This window comes from Paraburkholderia sp. BL21I4N1, from assembly GCF_002973525.1.
In the GTDB taxonomy this organism is placed as follows: Bacteria; Pseudomonadota; Gammaproteobacteria; order Burkholderiales; family Burkholderiaceae; genus Paraburkholderia.
In genome coordinates this window covers 1,193,283-1,210,090 of record NZ_PVEN01000001.1, presented here as the reverse complement: position 1 = coordinate 1,210,090, position 16,808 = coordinate 1,193,283, and the positions used below count along the sequence as shown (strand labels likewise).

General features: G+C 60.0%; 19 protein-coding genes. 7 read left to right on the top strand and 12 right to left on the bottom strand.

Features of this window, described 5'->3' with window-relative positions; genetic code table 11:
- Positions 1-5: 5 nt before the first annotated feature.
- From B0G83_RS05315 to B0G83_RS05295, 5 genes are all read right to left on the bottom strand, one after another.
- Complete coding sequence (locus B0G83_RS05315) at positions 6-896, bottom strand: dihydrodipicolinate synthase family protein (protein ID WP_105506328.1); 891 nt, start codon at positions 894-896, stop codon at positions 6-8.
- Between the two features lie 69 nt (positions 897-965).
- On the bottom strand, positions 966-2,267 hold the full coding sequence (gene glyA / locus B0G83_RS05310) for a serine hydroxymethyltransferase (protein WP_181156701.1): 1,302 nt from the start codon (positions 2,265-2,267) through the stop codon (positions 966-968).
- 91 nt (positions 2,268-2,358) lie between these two features.
- Entirely contained in the window at positions 2,359-3,240 is an 882-nt protein-coding gene (locus B0G83_RS05305) for a glycine betaine ABC transporter substrate-binding protein (RefSeq protein ID WP_105506327.1), read from the bottom strand.
- A 63-nt stretch (positions 3,241-3,303) separates the two neighbouring features.
- Entirely contained in the window at positions 3,304-4,191 is an 888-nt protein-coding gene (locus B0G83_RS05300) for a proline/glycine betaine ABC transporter permease (RefSeq protein ID WP_105506326.1), read from the bottom strand.
- Positions 4,188-5,396 (bottom strand): glycine betaine/L-proline ABC transporter ATP-binding protein, encoded by a 1,209-nt coding sequence (locus B0G83_RS05295; protein ID WP_374954894.1) that lies wholly within the window; start codon positions 5,394-5,396, stop codon positions 4,188-4,190. Before B0G83_RS05295 ends, B0G83_RS05300 begins: the two co-directional genes overlap by 4 nt.
- Positions 5,397-6,020: 624 nt before the next feature.
- Between B0G83_RS05295 and B0G83_RS05290 the strand changes: the two genes are divergently transcribed.
- The 5 genes from B0G83_RS05290 (at position 6,021) to B0G83_RS05270 (ending at position 10,289) form a co-directional block, all read left to right on the top strand.
- Positions 6,021-6,950, top strand: a complete 930-nt coding sequence (locus tag B0G83_RS05290) for a LysR substrate-binding domain-containing protein (RefSeq protein ID WP_105506324.1) — start codon at positions 6,021-6,023, stop codon at positions 6,948-6,950.
- A gap of 182 nt (positions 6,951-7,132) precedes the next feature.
- Complete coding sequence (locus tag B0G83_RS05285; RefSeq protein ID WP_105506323.1) at positions 7,133-8,389, top strand: SRPBCC family protein; 1,257 nt, start codon at positions 7,133-7,135, stop codon at positions 8,387-8,389.
- Positions 8,390-8,439: 50 nt separating this feature from the next.
- Entirely contained in the window at positions 8,440-8,835 is a 396-nt protein-coding gene (locus B0G83_RS05280) for a cupin domain-containing protein (protein WP_105506322.1), read from the top strand.
- Positions 8,836-8,933: 98 nt separating this feature from the next.
- Positions 8,934-9,146, top strand: a complete 213-nt coding sequence (locus B0G83_RS39060) for a hypothetical protein (protein WP_258167710.1) — start codon at positions 8,934-8,936, stop codon at positions 9,144-9,146.
- Between the two features lie 153 nt (positions 9,147-9,299).
- Positions 9,300-10,289, top strand: coding sequence for a zinc-dependent alcohol dehydrogenase family protein (locus tag B0G83_RS05270; protein WP_105506321.1), 990 nt, complete (start codon positions 9,300-9,302; stop codon positions 10,287-10,289).
- 52 nt (positions 10,290-10,341) lie between these two features.
- Here B0G83_RS05270 and B0G83_RS05265 read toward each other — a convergent pair whose 3' ends face one another.
- Entirely contained in the window at positions 10,342-10,611 is a 270-nt protein-coding gene (locus B0G83_RS05265) for a hypothetical protein (protein WP_105506320.1), read from the bottom strand.
- A gap of 94 nt (positions 10,612-10,705) precedes the next feature.
- Positions 10,706-10,888, bottom strand: a complete 183-nt coding sequence (locus B0G83_RS05260) for a sigma 54-interacting transcriptional regulator (protein ID WP_105506319.1) — start codon at positions 10,886-10,888, stop codon at positions 10,706-10,708.
- Between the two features lie 749 nt (positions 10,889-11,637).
- Between B0G83_RS05260 and B0G83_RS05255 the strand changes: the two genes are divergently transcribed.
- Positions 11,638-11,988, top strand: a complete 351-nt coding sequence (locus tag B0G83_RS05255; protein ID WP_105506318.1) for a hypothetical protein — start codon at positions 11,638-11,640, stop codon at positions 11,986-11,988.
- A 56-nt stretch (positions 11,989-12,044) separates the two neighbouring features.
- On the opposite strand, the gene B0G83_RS05250 is transcribed toward B0G83_RS05255, so the two are convergent.
- The 3 genes from B0G83_RS05250 to B0G83_RS05240 form a co-directional block, all read right to left on the bottom strand.
- On the bottom strand, positions 12,045-12,554 hold the full coding sequence (locus B0G83_RS05250) for a low affinity iron permease family protein (RefSeq protein WP_105506317.1): 510 nt from the start codon (positions 12,552-12,554) through the stop codon (positions 12,045-12,047).
- A 122-nt stretch (positions 12,555-12,676) separates the two neighbouring features.
- Positions 12,677-14,011 carry an MFS transporter gene (locus B0G83_RS05245; protein ID WP_105506316.1) on the bottom strand — a complete coding sequence of 445 codons (1,335 nt, stop codon included), beginning with the start codon at positions 14,009-14,011 and terminating at the stop codon, positions 12,677-12,679.
- A 367-nt stretch (positions 14,012-14,378) separates the two neighbouring features.
- The gene (locus B0G83_RS05240; protein WP_105506315.1) at positions 14,379-14,684 is read right to left on the bottom strand and encodes a hypothetical protein; all 306 of its coding nucleotides are present in this window, start codon (positions 14,682-14,684) and stop codon (positions 14,379-14,381) included.
- A 784-nt stretch (positions 14,685-15,468) separates the two neighbouring features.
- Between B0G83_RS05240 and B0G83_RS05235 the strand changes: the two genes are divergently transcribed.
- On the top strand, positions 15,469-15,795 hold the full coding sequence (locus B0G83_RS05235) for an H-NS family nucleoid-associated regulatory protein (RefSeq protein WP_105506314.1): 327 nt from the start codon (positions 15,469-15,471) through the stop codon (positions 15,793-15,795).
- A 7-nt stretch (positions 15,796-15,802) separates the two neighbouring features.
- Here B0G83_RS05235 and B0G83_RS05230 read toward each other — a convergent pair whose 3' ends face one another.
- Both B0G83_RS05230 and B0G83_RS05225 read right to left on the bottom strand, forming a co-directional pair.
- Positions 15,803-16,276 carry a low molecular weight phosphatase family protein gene (locus B0G83_RS05230; protein WP_105506596.1) on the bottom strand — a complete coding sequence of 158 codons (474 nt, stop codon included), beginning with the start codon at positions 16,274-16,276 and terminating at the stop codon, positions 15,803-15,805.
- A 248-nt stretch (positions 16,277-16,524) separates the two neighbouring features.
- The gene (locus B0G83_RS05225) at positions 16,525-16,728 is read right to left on the bottom strand and encodes a hypothetical protein (RefSeq protein ID WP_105506313.1); all 204 of its coding nucleotides are present in this window, start codon (positions 16,726-16,728) and stop codon (positions 16,525-16,527) included.
- Between the last annotated feature and the right edge of the window lie 80 nt (positions 16,729-16,808).

Here is a 16,808-nt window from a genome sequence, read left to right as displayed (position 1 = left end):
GCAACTCAGCGTCCCTTGCGAAGCAGCGGCTGCACGAGCTGCGCGAAACCGCGCCGCTCGTCGTCCGTCAGCGCGCCCAACGGCGCGCGCGCATTGCCCACCGCCCGGCCTGCCAGTTCACAGCCATAGCGTACGTACTGAATGAATTTGCCGCTGCGCTCGAGAAGCTCCAGCACCGGTAGCAGTTGCGTCATCAACTCTCGCCCGGCGACGAAGTCCCCCTTCCCGACACAGGTGTCGAGCAGCTCCACGTGGACTTCAGGGAGAAAGTTGGCGGCGCCCGCAACCCAACTCCGTGCGCCCCACGCAAAGAATTCGAGCGCCTGGTCGTCCATGCCGCAACTCAGCACGAGCTTCTTTTTGAAGTGCGTAGCCAGATGATGCAAGTGCGCGATATCGCCAGTGCTCTCTTTCATGGCGACGAAGTTCGGCCGCTCGAGCAATTCCTCCAGGATGCGGTCACCGATTTCCGTGCCGGTCCGTGCCGGGAAGTTGTACAGCATGATCGGCATGTCGAGACGGTCGTCGATCTCGAGCAGGTGCTTCAGTAACTCGTCCTGGGTGGGTTGCGCATAGTACGGCGCCGCCACCAGCAGCGCCGCCAGCCCGGCGCTCTTCGCCGCGTGCCCGAGCCGCAGTACTTCGCGTGTCGTGGTCGCGTTGATGCCGGCGGTGAGAAACGTCTTGTCGCCTGCGGCTTGCGCAACGGTGTGGAACGTGTGAACACGCTCCTCGAAGCTGAGCGCGTAGTATTCGCCCGTCGTTCCGCCAATCCCGAGACCTGCCAGGCCTCGGCCCGCCAGATCGATGGCATGTTGCGCCAGCAGTTCATGGTCGATTTCGTCGTCGGGCTTGAACGGCGTCACCAGGGGTGCGTGTACTCCCTCGAAGCTCATCAATCTTTCTCCTTGTGCAGAAAATCACATCACGGGAAGCAGCGATACTCGATCGCCGCGATACCCGGCTCAAACCAGTGCATCGGCGTGGGTATAAATGGGAAAACGGCTGCACAGATCGCGAACCTTGCCTCGCACCGAGCGCTCGACGAGTTCGTCGCCCGCCGGGTGCTGCTCCAGGCCGGACAACACCTCGAGAATGAGCGTGCCGATCTCGTCGAACTGCTCGACGCCGAAGCCACGTGTCGTGCCCGCGGGCGTGCCGAGTCGAATGCCCGAAGTGACAGTGGGGCTCTGCGTGTCGAACGGAATACCGTTCTTGTTGCAGGTGATACCGGCCCGCTCCAGCGCTTTCTCGACCTGTGCGCCGGTCAAGCCTTTCGGGCGCAGATCGACGAGCAGCAAATGATTGTCCGTCCCGCCGCTGACGAGATTCACGCCGCCCAGCTTGAGCACTTCCCCCAGTGCCTGAGCGTTTTTCAGCACCTGGTCGATGTACTTCGTAAACTCGGGACGCAAGGCCTCGCCGAAAGCCACCGCTTTACCCGCGATGACGTGCATGAGCGGACCGCCCTGCAGACCGGGGAAAACGGCCGAGTTGATTTTTTTGGCGACGTCGGCGTTGTTCGTCAAAATGAAGCCGCCGCGCGGACCGCGCAGCGTCTTGTGAGTGGTGGACGTCACGACATCGGCGAATCGCACGGGATTCTCGTGCCGGCCAGCGGCAACAATGCCCGCGATGTGGGCCATATCGACCATCAGCATGGCGCCGACGCTATCGGCGATCTCGCGGAACTTCGCGAAATCGAGCGCGCGCGGATAAGCCGAGTAGCCCGCGATAATCAGCTTCGGGCGATGCGTCTCGGCGAGCCGCCGAACCTCGGCATAGTCGATCAGGAACGTGTCCGGATCGACGCCGTATTGAACCGCGTTGAACCACTTGCCGGACAAAGCGGGACGCGCGCCATGCGTCAGATGGCCGCCCGCATCTAGCGACATGCCGAGCACGGTGTCGCCCGGTTTGAGCAGCGCGAGCATGACGGCGCCGTTCGCCTGAGCGCCGGAATGCGGCTGCACATTGGCGAATTCGCATTCGAATAGCGCTTTTACCCGGTCAATGGCCAACGCCTCGATGCGGTCGACGTGCTCGCAACCGCCGTAATAACGCTTCGAGGGATAGCCCTCCGCATACTTGTTCGTGAGCACCGTGCCCTGCGCTTCCATCACTGCGGCGGACACGATGTTCTCAGACGCAATCAGTTCGATCTGCGACTGTTGACGCCGCAATTCGAGGGCGATTTCCGAGGAGATGACCGGGTCACGGTCTTGCAGCGTCTCTGAGAAAAATCGAACGAAATCGTTCACTGACATACTCCATGATCGTCATAAAGCAGATTTTCCGAGGCTCTCGACGGGCGCGTCACGAAACGCTCATGCGCTCCGATCCGGCCCGCGAGCCGTGTTACTGCTCAAGCCACGCCTTCAATTTGTCGGGATGCGCGTCGACAAACTTCTTCGCCGCCGTGGCGTAATCATTCGAGTTGTTACCCTCGAACTCGATAGCTTCCACATCGGCCAGCGTGAGCTTGAAGTGCTTCATGAACACATCAGCGCGCGGGAACCGGGTTGCGAACTGCTTCGAAGCAAACGCGTGAACCTGCTCTTCGCCACCCAGCGTGCCCTTCGGGTCCTTCAGGTAACGCATCTGCCATTTCTGAAAGAGCCAGTGAGGGCTCCAGACCGTCGCCACAATCCATTGCTTCGACTGATACGCGCGCTGCAGCGAGGCAAGCATGCCCGCTTCACTGGACGACTGCAGGTTGTAGCCGGCGAGGTCGTAGTCCTTGATGGTTTTTTCGGAAGCCTGCATCAGGCCGCCGCCGGGTTCGATGCCTTGAATCGTGCCGTTGAGCTTGCTCTTGACCTCGGGTTTGTTGAGATCGGCTACCGACGAGAGTTCGGATTCAGGCACGTAGGCGGGAACCGCCCAGCCGTTTTTCCCGCCGGTGTAGATAATGCCGACGTCGTCCATATCGTTCTTGTAGCGCGCGTAATACGTGGCGTGCGTGACCGGCAACCAGCCACCGACCATCAGATCCACGTCGCCTCGCGCGACGCCCTGATACTGAATGCCGATATCGGCCTGAACGAACTGGACCGGCTGGTGAAGCTGGCTCTCCATCACATACTTCGCCACATTCGCCACCGCAAGCACGTCGGCCCAGTTGGTGATCGTCAGTTTCAGCGGCTCCGCGGCCACCGCTCCGCCGCCATATAGACCGACGGCACACAGCGCCGACAGGGCAAGTTTCACGGCATAAGATTTCAGCGTTTCTTTTTTCATCGGGTACTCCTTGATCAATGGAAGAATTTCTTCTCTATTGCGTCGTAGCGTGGTGGTCGTGAGTCAAGACTGCGTTGAGACCGTCTCACGCGTGGGGGTTGCGGACGTCCGCGCACGACTCTTCTTCCTCGCCGACTTGACACCGAAACTTTCGGTCAGACGGTCAAGAATGATGGCGAGCAGAACGACACCCAGACCGCCTTCGAAGCCAATGCCGATATCGAGCCTTTGAATACCGCTCAGGACATATTCGCCGAGGCCGCCCGCGCCGATCATCGAGGCGACCACGACCATCGAGAGCGCCATCATGATGGTCTGATTGATGCCCGCCATGATGGACGGCAGCGCATTAGGCAGCTGAATCTTCCACAGCAGTTGCGAGTCGGTGCTGCCAAACGAGCGCCCGGCTTCCATCAATTCGTCGCGGACCTGCTTGATGCCTAGCGTCGTGAGCCGAACCACCGGCGGCATGGCGAAGACGATCGTTGCAATCACCGCGGGCACGCGGCCGAGTCCGAACAGAATGACTGCGGGAATCAGGTACACGAATGCGGGCATCGTCTGCATGAAGTCCAGCAGCGAACGCAGGATTACCTCCGCGCGGCCGTTGCGTGCGCCCCAGATCCCGAGCGGAATGCCGATCAGCAGACTGAAGAAAGTGGCGGCAATCACGAGCGCCAGCGTGGATACCGTTTGCGCCCACAACCCCATGTAATGGATCGTCAGGATCGCAAGGCCGACGAATGCCGCGAACACCACGCCTTTACGCCACAGCGCGATAGCCACGAACGCCACCAGCATCACCGCAAAGGGGATCGCGCCGAGACCGTCCTGAAGGAGCTTGACGACCGCGTCCAATGCTGCGGAAAAAGCGTCGAATCCGCCTCGGAAATGCAGAAAGAGAAAGTTGACGGCGTGCTCCGCCGCTTGCCCGATAAATGACGAGTTCATACCGCTCTCCGTTGCATAACCTGTTTCAGAATCGCGCGGCACGATACGACGCCGGCGAGCTTGCCGGCCGCGTCAACGATGGGTACGTCGTGTTCCTGTCTGAGCGCGATGGCCGACAGTTCGTGCAGATCGGCGTCGATCGAGACCGCCGCCATGTCGTGTAGCAACGCGCTGCGGATCGGCGCGCTACCGCATTGGCGCAAAGACGTCGAAGTAACGCATCCCTGGTAGCGGCCGGCTTCGTCGCAGACGTAGCCGCACTCGACGCCGGCGTCGATCAGCTCATTCATATAGCGGTCCGCCGGGGCGGCGGTGTCGCAGGAGATCACGCCGCGTTCGACCCTGGACAGCAGACTCGACGCTTTCTGGAAGCGCGAGACGTCGACGTTGCGAAAGAAATTGCGAACGTAGTCGTCGGCGGGCGACTGGATCAGTTCGGCGGGGGTACCGACCTGCACGAGGCGCCCGTCTTTCATCACGCCGACGCGGCCGCCAATCTTGATGGCCTCTTCGATGTCGTGCGAAATGAAGACCACCGTGCGTTGCTCCTCTTTCTGCAGCCGCAGAAGTTCATTCTGCATTTCAAAGCGGATCAGCGGATCGAGCGCGGAGAAGGCTTCGTCCATCAGCAGCACCGAAGGATTCACAGCCAGCGCACGTGCAAGGCCGACCCGTTGCTGCATGCCACCGGACAGTTCCCCCGGATAGAGCTTTTCGTATGAGCCGAGCCCCACCCGGACCAGCACGTTGCGCGCAAGCTCGTAGCGCTCGGCCTTCTTTTCGCCGGCAACTTCCAGACCGTACGCAACATTCTCGATAACCGTGCGATTGGGCAGCAGCGCAAACGATTGAAAAACCATTGCCATTTTCTTGCGCCGCACTTCGCGCAGTTCGGGCGTGGACATGGGCGCAATATCGCGGCCTTCGAGAACGACCTTCCCCGATGTCGGTTCGATCAGACGATTCAACAGCCGCACCAGCGTCGACTTCCCGGAGCCGGACAGTCCCATGATCACGAAGATCTCCCCCGCCCGGACACCGAGGCTCACGTTGTCGACCGCCACCATATTGCCGGTCTGCTGGAAGATTTCGTTGCGCCCGAGACCTTGCCGCAATAACTCCGCGGCTCGTTCGGGTTTCGGACCGAAAATCTTCGAAAGGTTTTGAACCGTCAGAATTTCATTCGCGGGCACGGAAACGGGCATCGCGATTGAAGACGTGGAGCTCGAACTGGCGACGCCCGGGTAGACCGCCTGTTCGGATGCAAAGGTGAGGTTTGGGGACATTCCGTCATTCCAACTGGCAAGGTCAAAAAGCTGTAGGCCCGCGATCGTCACCGGTATGCGCGGCATGCACGCACCGTTGCAACGTTGCTTTGCGGGTCAGGGATGAGCATTGCGGCGGTCCAACGCTCACACGCTGGAGGCCATATCGCAACTGAAGACAGCCAGCCTCGCGCAGCCGCATAAAGCGCGGTTTTTATCGCGAAACTTAACAAGTTTCATCACTAAACTAGACTTGAGCCATGTTTGCTGCGTTGATAACAGCGTACATCGCCAATTAGAGCGAACTAGCTACATTTTCTGCGCTCTTTGCCCTACTTCTGGTAATGAGTAGGCCGCTTGCAAAGTCCAGCGGCTCGGCGTGATTTCCGCGAAGGCAGGCCTGGCGCGGCTTTGATCGGCACGAGACACCACTCGACGCAACCCGCCGCGCCGCGCCCATAAGGGGAAATCCGGAGCAGGCGCGCCGCGCCCTCTCGCTGTCGACAATTTTTCAAATATCATCGGCTGACACCACGATCCCTCGCCACCCATGCCCGCCCCATCATGAAATCCGTCACCGAAGGCGCCAAAGGCTATCGACGGCTGATCCCTTCGTTGACGGCTCTCGTCGAGTTCGAAGCGGTCGCGCGATTGAGCAGCTTTACGCGGGCCGCGAACGAGTTGGGTGTCACGCAAGCTGCGGTAAGCAGGCAGGTGCGAAGCCTCGAAGTGTCCCTCTGCGTTCGCCTTTTTCATCGCTTGCACCGGTCGATCAGACTGACGGGCGAAGGAGAAGCGCTGTATCTCGTGGTGGCGGAGTCCATGCAGCGGATTGCCGGTGTCTACGACCGGTTATCGGACGGCAGCGCGGAACAGGAGGTGGTGCTGGCCACCACCGCGGCCTTTTCGCATTTCCGCGTGTTGCCCAGGTTGGCCGAATTGAAACGGCTTCAACCGCAATTGAAACTGCGGCTGACAACGCAAATGTTCACCGCCGATCTGCGCCACAACGAAGTGGACATAGCCGTGCGATATGGCAATGGCAAATGGCGCGATGGCACCGCCTCGTTGCTGTTCGATGAAGAAGTCTTTCCGGTATGTTCGCCGGCCTGGTCGCAGGTTAACGGCGCGCCGCAGTCGCTCGCTGAGTTGACGAAGACGCAGTTGATCGATTCCGACTCGACATCCGAAGGATGGCTGGACTGGGAAACCTGGTTCCAGGCGCTTGGCGCGCGGCCGTCGCGATTGCAGTACGAACTCCGTTGCACCCTGTACACGGACGCGATTCAGGCCGCGCTTCATGACCAGGGCGTGGCGCTCGGCTGGCGCAGATTGTTGAGCGACCTGCTCGACTCCGGCGAACTGGTCCGCGTCACGCAAGCGTCGGTCAAGGTCAGCGAGGCCTATTACGTGGTGATTCCACACGGCCGCACGATTACGCCGGCGACAAACCGCGTGATCGAATGGCTACGTGGCGGCGCGATGCCTTCATGACGTTATCGTTGCGATGCAATCACTGAACATCCGAGAGCAAAGCCCCCAAATATCCTTCGCATAACTGGTGGTAATGCCAGCAAAAAAATAAAGCGCATTGACGCTCGAAATCGTCGATTTAATACTGGGTTATTCACGTGATGCCATGACATCACGACGATCAATCCATCAAGAGGCAATCGATGTCCGCAGCGAACTTTAGAGCTCACGCAGAAGTGGCGCGCAGCCGCCAACCTGGTCACGGCATGCCGGGAGAACTATTCGGCCGCCAGGACGTGTTCGAGACCGATGTGGACGTGTTCTTCCACCGGCACTGGATTCTCGCGGGCGTCACCGCCGACGTTCCGCAGGCCGGCGACGTATCCGCGATCGACATCGGCCGCGCCTCGATTCTCATCGTGCGCGACGACGATGAAATCATTCGCGCCTATCGGAACGTATGCCGGCACCGCGGCGCGCGCCTCAAGGAAGCCGGAAAGTCCACCGTCGGGTTGCTGGTGTGTCCATACCATCAGTGGACCTACGGCCTCGACGGCAGCCTCAAGCACACCGCTCATATGGGTATCGATTTCGACCGCTCGTGCCGCAGCCTGATGCCGGTGAAAACGCGCGTCGTCGGCGGTCATATTTTTGTGTGCCTTGCGAACCATGCCCCCGCCGATATCGAGTTTCTCGCGCAAACCATGATTCCACGGTTCGCGCCCTACGACCTGACGCGCACCAGGATCGCGCATGAAACCGACATCGTCGAGAACGGCAACTGGAAACTTGTCATCGAGAACAATCGGGAGTGCTACCACTGCGGCGCAACGCATCCGGAATTGACCGCATCGTTCCTTCCTGAAGATTTCGGATTTTGCCCGCAAGGTTTGAGCGACGAGTCGCAACGCGCATTGGAGGCTTATCACGCACGCAACGCCGCGAGCATCGCGAGTTGGGAACGCGACGGGCTGATTTGCGACACGGTCGAAAGACTCGCCCCGGACATCGCCACGGGTTTTCGAACCCAGCGTCTGGTGATAGCGGGAGACGGCGAATCGCAGACCATGGACACACGAGTAGCCAGCAGAAAACTGTTGGGCGACTTATCGCGTCGCGACCTCGGCGACATGCACTTATGGACCCACAATTCGTGGACGCATGTGATGAGCGACCACGCCGTTGTCTCGTACATCATCCCGCTCGCGCCGGACAAGACGCTGGTGCGCACGAAATGGCTGGTCCATGAAGACGCCGTGGAAGGGGTGGATTACGACCTGAATGCGCTGACTGAAGTCTGGGTTGCCACGAACGCGCAAGACGCCCGGCTCGTTTCGATCAATTACCGCGGAACGCAGGATCCAGCGTATCGCCCCGGACCGTTCTCTCCGTTTACCGAGACCTACCTGGAGCTTTTTTCGCAATGGTATGCGACCAGGCTGGGGATGGACACCGCATGACCACGGCGCCGTCAGCACGGGTTGTAGTGGACTTCTCATCGAGGTAATACGTGAATTCATCGAGCAACAACGAAACCGCTTCTCCCGATTCGTTCGTGTTCGTCGCGCGGCGCAGCTATGCGATCGACGACAACGACTGGCTGCCGCTGACAATCGGCGACTCGGAGATTCCCGGCTATTTCTGGATCCCATTGTCGAGCGACGACAAAAACAGGTGGTCGAGCTACTGGATGAAAATCGAACCGGGGGCCCAAGGTCCGCAACATCGGCATGAAGCGACCGAGTTGATTCTGGTCTACGAGGGCACTTTCACCGATAGCGACGGCAAGGACTTCGCACCAGGAAACGTGATCACTTACGCGACCGGTTCCAACCATTCAAGCTCGTCCCGCGATGGCTGCGTCGTTCTGGTCGTTGCGCGAGAGGGCTCGCACCTGCTCGACTGAGGTCGGGCGAATGGGGCGGCATTGCGGACGGCAATCCGGAAGCCACCTTCAGCCATGTCGCCCAAGTATTCGACGGGTACAAGATCGCCTACCTGCACGTGATCGAACCGCGCATCAAGGGCGACGACACGCTGCACGGAGGGCATCCGCCGGTGGCGGTGACGTATCTTCGTCCGCACTTTTCCGGACCTATCGCCGCCGCCGGTGGATTCGACTGCGATAGCGCCGAAGCCGTCGTCGCAAACAGCGACGGGGATCTGGTCGCTTTGGCCGCCTTTTCCCATCGAATCCGGATTTGCCGTATCTTCTGAAGCACAAGCTGCCGCTCACGCCCTACGTTCGCGCCGCACTCTGGGGCGGCGACGAAAAGCACTACTCCGATTTCCCCCTATCAGCCTGTCGCAGAAGCCGAAGCGACCGTCTGAGTCGATTCGTGTTTCGTCATCCATCAACGGAGGTTTTTCATGCCACGCACCATCAAGTTCGCCCAGGCCGGCGGACCGGAAGTTCTCGAATTCGTCGACACGGTCACAGCCGAACCGGGTCCGGGCGAGATTCGTATCAAGGTGAAAGCGATCGGCATCAATCGGGCGGAAGCGATGTGGCGCATGGACCAGTACATCGAACCGGTCAAATATCCGGCAGGTCTCGGTTATGAAGCGGCCGGCATTGTCGATGCGATCGGCAAGGACGTCAGCGGCTTCGCGGCCGGCGACGAGGTCAGTGTGATTCCATCGTTCTCGATGAATCAGTACGGCACTTATGGCGAAGTGGTCGTCGTGCCGGCATACGCCGTCGTCAAACATCCGCCGTCGCTGTCGTACGCCGAGGCCGCTTCGGTGTGGATGATGTTCGTGACGGCATATGGCGCGCTGATCGAAGATGCGAAGGTGACGAAAGGCGACTTCGTGATCGTGCCGGCGGCGTCGAGCAGCGTGGGTCTCGCGGCGATCCAGCTCGCTAATTACGCCGGCGCGACGTCCGTTGCGCTGACGCGTAGTGCGGCCAAACGTCAGCAGTTGCTCGACGCGGGCGCCGCTCATGTGGTGGTGACGGACGACACCGATCTGCTCGACGAAGTGATGCGAATCACGGATGGCAAGGGTGCACGCGTGGTGTTCGATCCAGTCGGTGGGCCGAACTTTGCGAAATTGATTTCGGCGCTGTCGTTTCAGGGCATTGCGTATATCTACGGTGCGCTTAGCGATGAAGTCACGCCGCTGCCGCTGCTCGAGATGATCGCGAAGATGATCACCGTCAAGGCGCACAACATCTGGTTGACGAGTGGGGATGAGACGCGTCGTAAGGCGGGGGTGGATTATGTTCTCAAAGGGTTGGCGAGTGGCGCGCTCAAGCCGGTGATCGATCGCACGTTCTCGTTCGATGAGATGGTCGAGGTGCACCGGTATCTGGAGACGAATGGGCAGTTTGGGAAGATTGTGGTGACGGTGTGATTTGCTGATTGAGGGTGGGTGAGACGTTCGCCGATGGGTGGCGAACGTCTTACTACCGTCTCCCTCCCCACATCCCCGCCATCGCGGAGAGACCTGCTATCCCCGCGCTGGCGGCGGCGCGCACCGGCAGCGAAGTCGCCAGCGTCGTCATTACCGCCGCGCCCGCCACCGCTCGGACCGCGCCGATGCCCACTCCGCCCCATGTTCCGCCCGGCTGCATGTTCAGCGCGAACTGCTGTGTGCCGCCGACGATCGACGACGCGCCCGAACCATGCCAAAGCGCCGTGCCGGCCAGGCTGGAATCTGCCCCATTGCCTCCCATGCACCGCTTCGGGGAGGCGTAGCAAGCGGCGGCATCACGGCAGCAATATGGGCCGAGTTCTGCAGGACAGAGTTCTTCGACGTCTTGTCCATACTCACCACCTTTGCTTTCTCTCGCCGAGATAATGAATCGCCCCCACAGCCATTTCCTTGCCGGTGCCGGTCTTGCCGAGCACCGCGACGGGCACGTCCACGCTGGCGATCTTTTCGATTTGCCGTCTCATCGCATGTATTGCCGCGGACGAACCTAGCAGATTGAGACGAACGAACGGATCCATGCGCACCCCGGAAGCTGGTCTATAAATTTAGCCATCCGCGAGCGGCTCGCGAAGGGCTTCTTTTCTTGTAGAGCAACGCGGCGAGGCCGCAATTCCTTATACAGCGTATTGCTGAATCAGACGTCGGGAGACGGTTATTGCACGCATTTCGCCTATCCCCGTTATGCGTTTTTACGCATAACGGCTTTCAATTAACTTTAATAAAATTGTGCTAATTGAATAAACGATATGTGCCAACCCTGCACCGGTGAACCGCGCATAGCGAATCGCGACGCGCGTAGCTAGAAGAAAAAACCACGAGCGATTACGGGCGGTTAATGGAGGGTGAAAGCCTGCGGTGCAGTACGCGCATTGCCACGCTTTCGGTGGCTTGTGCATTCCATGGGCGTCAATGGCTGGACTTCCGGTGGCTACCAAAATTGAATTAACCGGAGATGACAACCTGCGACTTGATATGCGGAGTGGTCGGTCTACGAACAACGCCGGCCGCACCATAGTTCGACATCCCAATCATTTCGCGGCGCCGCGTTCGCGGAATATCGGTGCAATATCGATCAATGGCAAGTCATATACGACACCGGTTCGGCTCGGCCATCAGACCATCACCGGATTGCACAAAAACCTGTATGGATGTACAGTACTCTCCTAGGGATATCCGAACCTGCTTTCAAACCGTTGTGCGGGTTCCCGGAAACCACACTGCGCGGTCGTGACGCTCCAGAAACGCGGGGCAAGCATAGGGAGAAAACATGTTTCGATTTGCGATCCTAGGTGCATTGCTGCTGGCGTTCGCTTCGACAGCGGTAGCCGGTGAGCACTACATCGAGATCTGGAATCCGCCGGAAGCGCGCCTCCCGCAGCCTTCGGCTATTGGCAAGGGAATCGCCGGCAAGACACCACTCTTGCCGCGCCATTCGTCCAAAGCGGCGCCGCATCGGGTTGCAGATCCGGTTGTGAGATCCACTCCGGGAAAACGCGTGGCGGATACCTTTAAAAAGCCTATTACGCGACGCCCCACCGACATCCCTCGCATCATCACGCCAGAAGGCAATGTGCTTAGCGTCAATTACACCGGTTCACCGGTCCGGGTGTTGCGCTGACCAAGGTGTCTTTCACGGTCCCATCACAGTCGAGCAGACGAGTTCCCCTCAGCGGGTTATCCACGCGACTTGACCGGCTTCTCCATGCACGCGTCAACGTCGATACTTTCCTGATCGTCGGAATGAGCCCGGCTCGCCAGGCGCAAATAAGCGGCGGCGAGCCGCCGGAGCTCGTCTTCGGAGGCGTCTTCAATGCCGATCAATTGATCGTTCGCCGCGCGATGCGACGCGAGGAGTTCATTCAACTTGAGATGCACCGCCACGCTATCCTTGTTCTGACTTTGCTGAATCAGAAAGACCATCAGAAACGTAATGATGGTCGTGCCGGTATTGATCACCAGTTGCCAGCCGTCGGAAAAGTGGAATAGCGGACCCGTCACGGCCCAAACGATCACCGTGATAGCCGCGACGCCGAATGCGACCGGCGAACCGGCCAGCCGCGTGACCGAACTGGCGAAGGTATCGAAAGCACGCGTGATGGGATGGCGCGCCGCGTACGCTGGGCTCGACGTGTCCGGCACGGTGCTCAGACCGTCAGCGTAAGAGCCCGGTTTTGCTTCTCGCATGGCTGTCTCCAACGGTTGTGATTCACCTCCGTCGGATAGCATTTTGCGTGCCTTAAGGCGCGTGGCGTGTGGCGATTCTCATGCCGCAATGAAGCGTGGCGCCGTTCACCGCATCGACATACTTAGTCAGTACAGGCGGGGCATGCCACCGTCGTCGCGGTCGGCTCGCTTACCGGCTTGCCTGTGAGCTTGCTTTCAGGCTTGCTGTTCACGTGACTCACCGCCTCAGCCGCGCCACCCGCAACCGTCGCGCCCTGCCCGCCCCGACCGAAGCTGAGCAACACAGCGAGCCCCAGCAACGCGAGCGAGCTACCGAGCAGAAGATCGGCCGAGATTCCCACGTGATCGACCACCATGCCGCCCACCAGCGAGCCGAGCGCGATCGCCACCTGAATGATGCTCACGAACAGCGCCGAACCGGCCTCCGGCGAATCCGGCGTGGCGCGCTGAATCCAGATGCTGAAACACAGCGGCAACGCGCCGAATGAAACGCCCCATGCGAGCACGAGCGCCGTGACGCCAATCGACGAATGCTGCAACAGCGGCAACGAAACCAACGCGACCATCAGCAGCGACACCATCACGCCTAGCGATATCTTCAGATTGCGCGTGACCGTGGACGACACCGCGAAATTGGAAACGAAACCGATAATGCCGAAACCGAGCAGCAGCCACGTAATGGTCGGCATGCTCAGACTCGCATTGCGCAGCAGGAATGGCGTGATGTACGTGTACGACGAGAAATGCGCGCCGAACACCAGCGCCACCATCAGCATGCTTTTACGCGGATGCGGACGGCGTAGCAGCGTCACGAGATCATGCAGACGCAACGCCGCGTTCGAGGGCAACGACGGCACGAAAAAGAACTGCGCGACGAGCGCCACGGCAACCAGCACCCCGGTCGCCATGAACGAAGCTCGCCACGACGCGAAGCTCGCGATGAACGTGCCGAGCGGCACGCCGATCACCGTGGCGCACGTCACACCGGTCAATATCGTCGCCATGGCGCGCGCGGCGTCTTTCGGCCGCACGAGACGTCCCGACGCCGCCGTGGCCAGCGTCCAAAAACCGCCCAGCGCGGCGCCGAGCAATGCACGGCCCACCAGCATGACAAGGAAATCCGGCGCCATGGCGGAGATCAGATTCGACGCCAGCAGCAACGCGGTAAGCAGCAGAAAAACGCGCCGCCGATCCATGCGCCCCGCCACCAGCATCAGACCCGGCGCTGAAATAGCCGCGATCACGCCGGGCACCGTGACCATCAGTCCCGCGGTGCCCGGCAACACGCCGAGATCCGCCGCGACGCGCGGCAACAGTCCAACCGGCAAAAACTCGGTCGTCACGAATGCGAAAGCGCCGACTGCAACGGCGCCAACCGCGAGCCACGAACGCACGGACGACGACGCGCCATCGTCCGTCGAGGCGTGGCTCGACGGCAGATTATCTTCCATCAACATAGTATTGTTTGCGAGTTACTTAACAACGAGTGGGATTGGAGCGGCAGTGCCGTGCTAATCGATTCGCGGACTGCCCACCCCGAATAAAAAAGCAGGTCGTGTCGACCTGCTGTGGATTGCATCACCGGAAATCAGCGAGCGATAACCAGAATGCGCACACCTTAACATCGTATTAAACCGCTCGCTGACCACCCCGAAAAATTGCGGTCGCGCGTGGGGTTATTGGTGCGGCCATGGAGATTGGGCACAACGATTGCTCGAACGCACGCGAGCGTTGCCCGATGGTAGCGATGGTATCGCTGCGTGAAGGCGGGGCGAAGTTGCGATGCCGGTCACCCGCACCGCATCCTCGTCCGCCGATCCTTTTTTATTGACCGAAATAAACCCGGCATAACGGCCCGGAAGAACACGGCTGGCTCTGCCGGCCGCCCATTTCCGATTGCCCTGCGGCCACGCCTCCATAAGACGCGTTCCGCACGCCCTGTACGGGCTGTCCCGGTTCTCCGAACGACATGTCGGTCGTTGCTTGCGCCGATTCGTTCGCGTTCTGTTGCATCAGCGTGCGGCCCGACATGCCGTCGCCTGGCGCGCCATCCGTCTGCAGCGCGCCGACAGTCACCGGCACCAGCAGCAGTACCGCGCTTGCCATTGCCACCCATAAATGAAATTTCATGTCCAGACTCCTCGAATCCGGCGCAGCAGTACCCGTCCTCCCAAGGAATCGATCCGCGAAAAATCGTCTGGCCGCCCAATCGGACCGACGGACGAGTCATTGCCGACGCATGACTGCTGCGGCGAGTCACCGAACTAAACAAGCTACTCCTTGCCAGACCTGCAACCGATGTCGGACGCGTTCTCGCGGCGCGCCGGAATCGATCGCCACAGGCTGGAAACGCGGATTTTGGCTCCGCTGTTCCGTTATAGGTCGGCCGCTCAGGAATTCAATCTCCGACTCGCAAGCTATGCGATTTGCCGTCGACACGGTTCGCTTCGCCGCACTCGCGCACAAAATCCAACAAAGCAGCGCGTGCGTTGGCCGCGCAGTGCGTTATGATGCTGCCATAACGTAAAAAAACGGCACCACGCGAGGCACCGGCGAGAGACGGAGCGTGGACGTGAAACCAGCCGGACGCAATCAGCGCATCGTCAACATCGTTCGTTCCCAGGCGGCCGCAAGGCTTATCCAGCCTTATCTGCCGTCAGGCAGTGCGCCGGAATACGCGCTGAATGTGTTTGATCGTGCCGATCGGCATAGCGGGTATTAATGACAGCCTGACCGGACAAATGCAGTACCGCAATTTACGGAGCAACGTTATTTAACGCTGCCAGAAGCATTTCCTTCACTCGATAACCCGACCGCGGGCCGGCCCCATTTAGATGGGCTCGAGGCATACGCGGCTTTTCCTTGCAATCTGTAACTGACAGAACGCCGGACGCTTTAGAAGGACGAATATCTTATGGACGAAAGGAAGCGAGATAGCATGATTGCGTATCTCCGCCATCGCATGGAAGAGTTTGGTATCGAGCCGGAAGATCTGGCAGCGGTATTGGCGGCCGAGCCCGCGGCGCAAAAAGACGCGCGCTACCGTAGCGCAACCGGAGATAGCTGGGACGGCCAGGGCGAAATGCCTCAGTGGCTCAAACAGGCAATCAGCGCGGGCCAATCAATCGACCACTTTGAATTGTCGGCAGCGCCGGCCCCCACCCCGCAGCCGAAGAAAAACGTGGACTGGAAAAACGATCCGTTCGCAGGCAGTCCACTGGCCCGTTCGAACAATCGTTAATCCGGCGTTACGCGTTGCACGGGGTGAGTTGCGGCGGCACCGCGTACTGCGGTAATTGAATGAATGCGCTGATCTGCCGCACGATCTGCCAGAACAGTTTGTCGAACAGCCGCCCACGCTCCGCCTCCGACACGCCGTCCGCCAGCGGATCGGCAAAGCTCCAGCGATACAAAACCGGTTCACCGGGAAAGACAGGCGCAAGGGGTGCGGCGACGAATTCGTCCATGGCAACAATCACATCCATTCGCGGCGCCCATTTACCGGTGAATTCCAGCCAGCTTTTGGCGCCGAGCACGCCGAGTTCCGAAATGCCCGGCCGCAATTGCGCCACGGCAAAGGGATGAACCCGCGCGGCCGGTTCCGGCCCCGCGCTGAATGCATCGAAACGGTGTCCCGCCAGTTCCCGTAATAAAGCTTCGGCAATGATGCTGCTTGCTGAATTCTCACGACAAAGAAACAGCACCTTATATTTTCTGGTCACGCTCACCCCGTACCCATGTTTTTTTGCTTGTGTGCGGCATTCTGCCGTCGCAGTCTTGCGCCCTCGTGACACTACGATGACCTGATTGATGGCGCTACGGGAAGTTGTACCAGGAGCCCGACTGTCCGGCGCAGCGCATTGCTTTTGCTCGCCAGTTTAGCAGCGTGAGCGACGAAGCTTTCAACACGCTGTCATTCACACACTCTCTCGCCGTGTTTTGTCACATGACTGCGGCGCATCAAATCTCCTCAACTCGCGGCCTCGCTGTCGCGTCTCTCCGACACGATCCGATTGGCTGCGTCGCTGTCTAGCACAGCCGCGGGCGGAGCCGTTTCGAACTGCATCGCGGCAGTGGCCGGCTTGCTGATCGCCTTGACGCCGTTAGCAATACCCGGCGCCGCGACGTAGGGAACGAAGGCCGCCACCGCGACGACAATAATGAAAGTGAACATGAGCGTCGTACCTCATGGGAGGGACTGCGTGAGAGACCGCTTGAGGGATGGCCTGAAGGTGGAGATCGGTCAGAACGGAA

Excerpts from the sequence above, each read along its gene's own strand:
- B0G83_RS05315 (WP_105506328.1), bottom strand. The coding sequence starts at position 896 with ATGAGCTTCGAGGGAGTACACGCACCCCTGGTGACGCCGTTCAAGCCC.
- glyA (WP_181156701.1), bottom strand. The coding sequence starts at position 2,267 with ATGTCAGTGAACGATTTCGTTCGATTTTTCTCAGAGACGCTGCAAGAC.
- B0G83_RS05305 (WP_105506327.1), bottom strand. The coding sequence starts at position 3,240 with ATGAAAAAAGAAACGCTGAAATCTTATGCCGTGAAACTTGCCCTGTCG.
- B0G83_RS05300 (WP_105506326.1), bottom strand. The coding sequence starts at position 4,191 with ATGAACTCGTCATTTATCGGGCAAGCGGCGGAGCACGCCGTCAACTTT.
- B0G83_RS05295 (WP_374954894.1), bottom strand. The coding sequence starts at position 5,396 with ATGCCCGTTTCCGTGCCCGCGAATGAAATTCTGACGGTTCAAAACCTT.
- B0G83_RS05290 (WP_105506324.1), top strand. The coding sequence starts at position 6,021 with ATGAAATCCGTCACCGAAGGCGCCAAAGGCTATCGACGGCTGATCCCT.
- B0G83_RS05285 (WP_105506323.1), top strand. The coding sequence starts at position 7,133 with ATGTCCGCAGCGAACTTTAGAGCTCACGCAGAAGTGGCGCGCAGCCGC.
- B0G83_RS05270 (WP_105506321.1), top strand. The coding sequence starts at position 9,300 with ATGCCACGCACCATCAAGTTCGCCCAGGCCGGCGGACCGGAAGTTCTC.
- B0G83_RS05265 (WP_105506320.1), bottom strand. The coding sequence starts at position 10,611 with ATGGGAGGCAATGGGGCAGATTCCAGCCTGGCCGGCACGGCGCTTTGG.
- B0G83_RS05260 (WP_105506319.1), bottom strand. The coding sequence starts at position 10,888 with ATGGATCCGTTCGTTCGTCTCAATCTGCTAGGTTCGTCCGCGGCAATA.
- B0G83_RS05255 (WP_105506318.1), top strand. The coding sequence starts at position 11,638 with ATGTTTCGATTTGCGATCCTAGGTGCATTGCTGCTGGCGTTCGCTTCG.
- B0G83_RS05250 (WP_105506317.1), bottom strand. The coding sequence starts at position 12,554 with ATGCGAGAAGCAAAACCGGGCTCTTACGCTGACGGTCTGAGCACCGTG.
- B0G83_RS05245 (WP_105506316.1), bottom strand. The coding sequence starts at position 14,011 with ATGTTGATGGAAGATAATCTGCCGTCGAGCCACGCCTCGACGGACGAT.
- B0G83_RS05240 (WP_105506315.1), bottom strand. The coding sequence starts at position 14,684 with ATGAAATTTCATTTATGGGTGGCAATGGCAAGCGCGGTACTGCTGCTG.
- B0G83_RS05235 (WP_105506314.1), top strand. The coding sequence starts at position 15,469 with ATGGACGAAAGGAAGCGAGATAGCATGATTGCGTATCTCCGCCATCGC.
- B0G83_RS05225 (WP_105506313.1), bottom strand. The coding sequence starts at position 16,728 with ATGTTCACTTTCATTATTGTCGTCGCGGTGGCGGCCTTCGTTCCCTAC.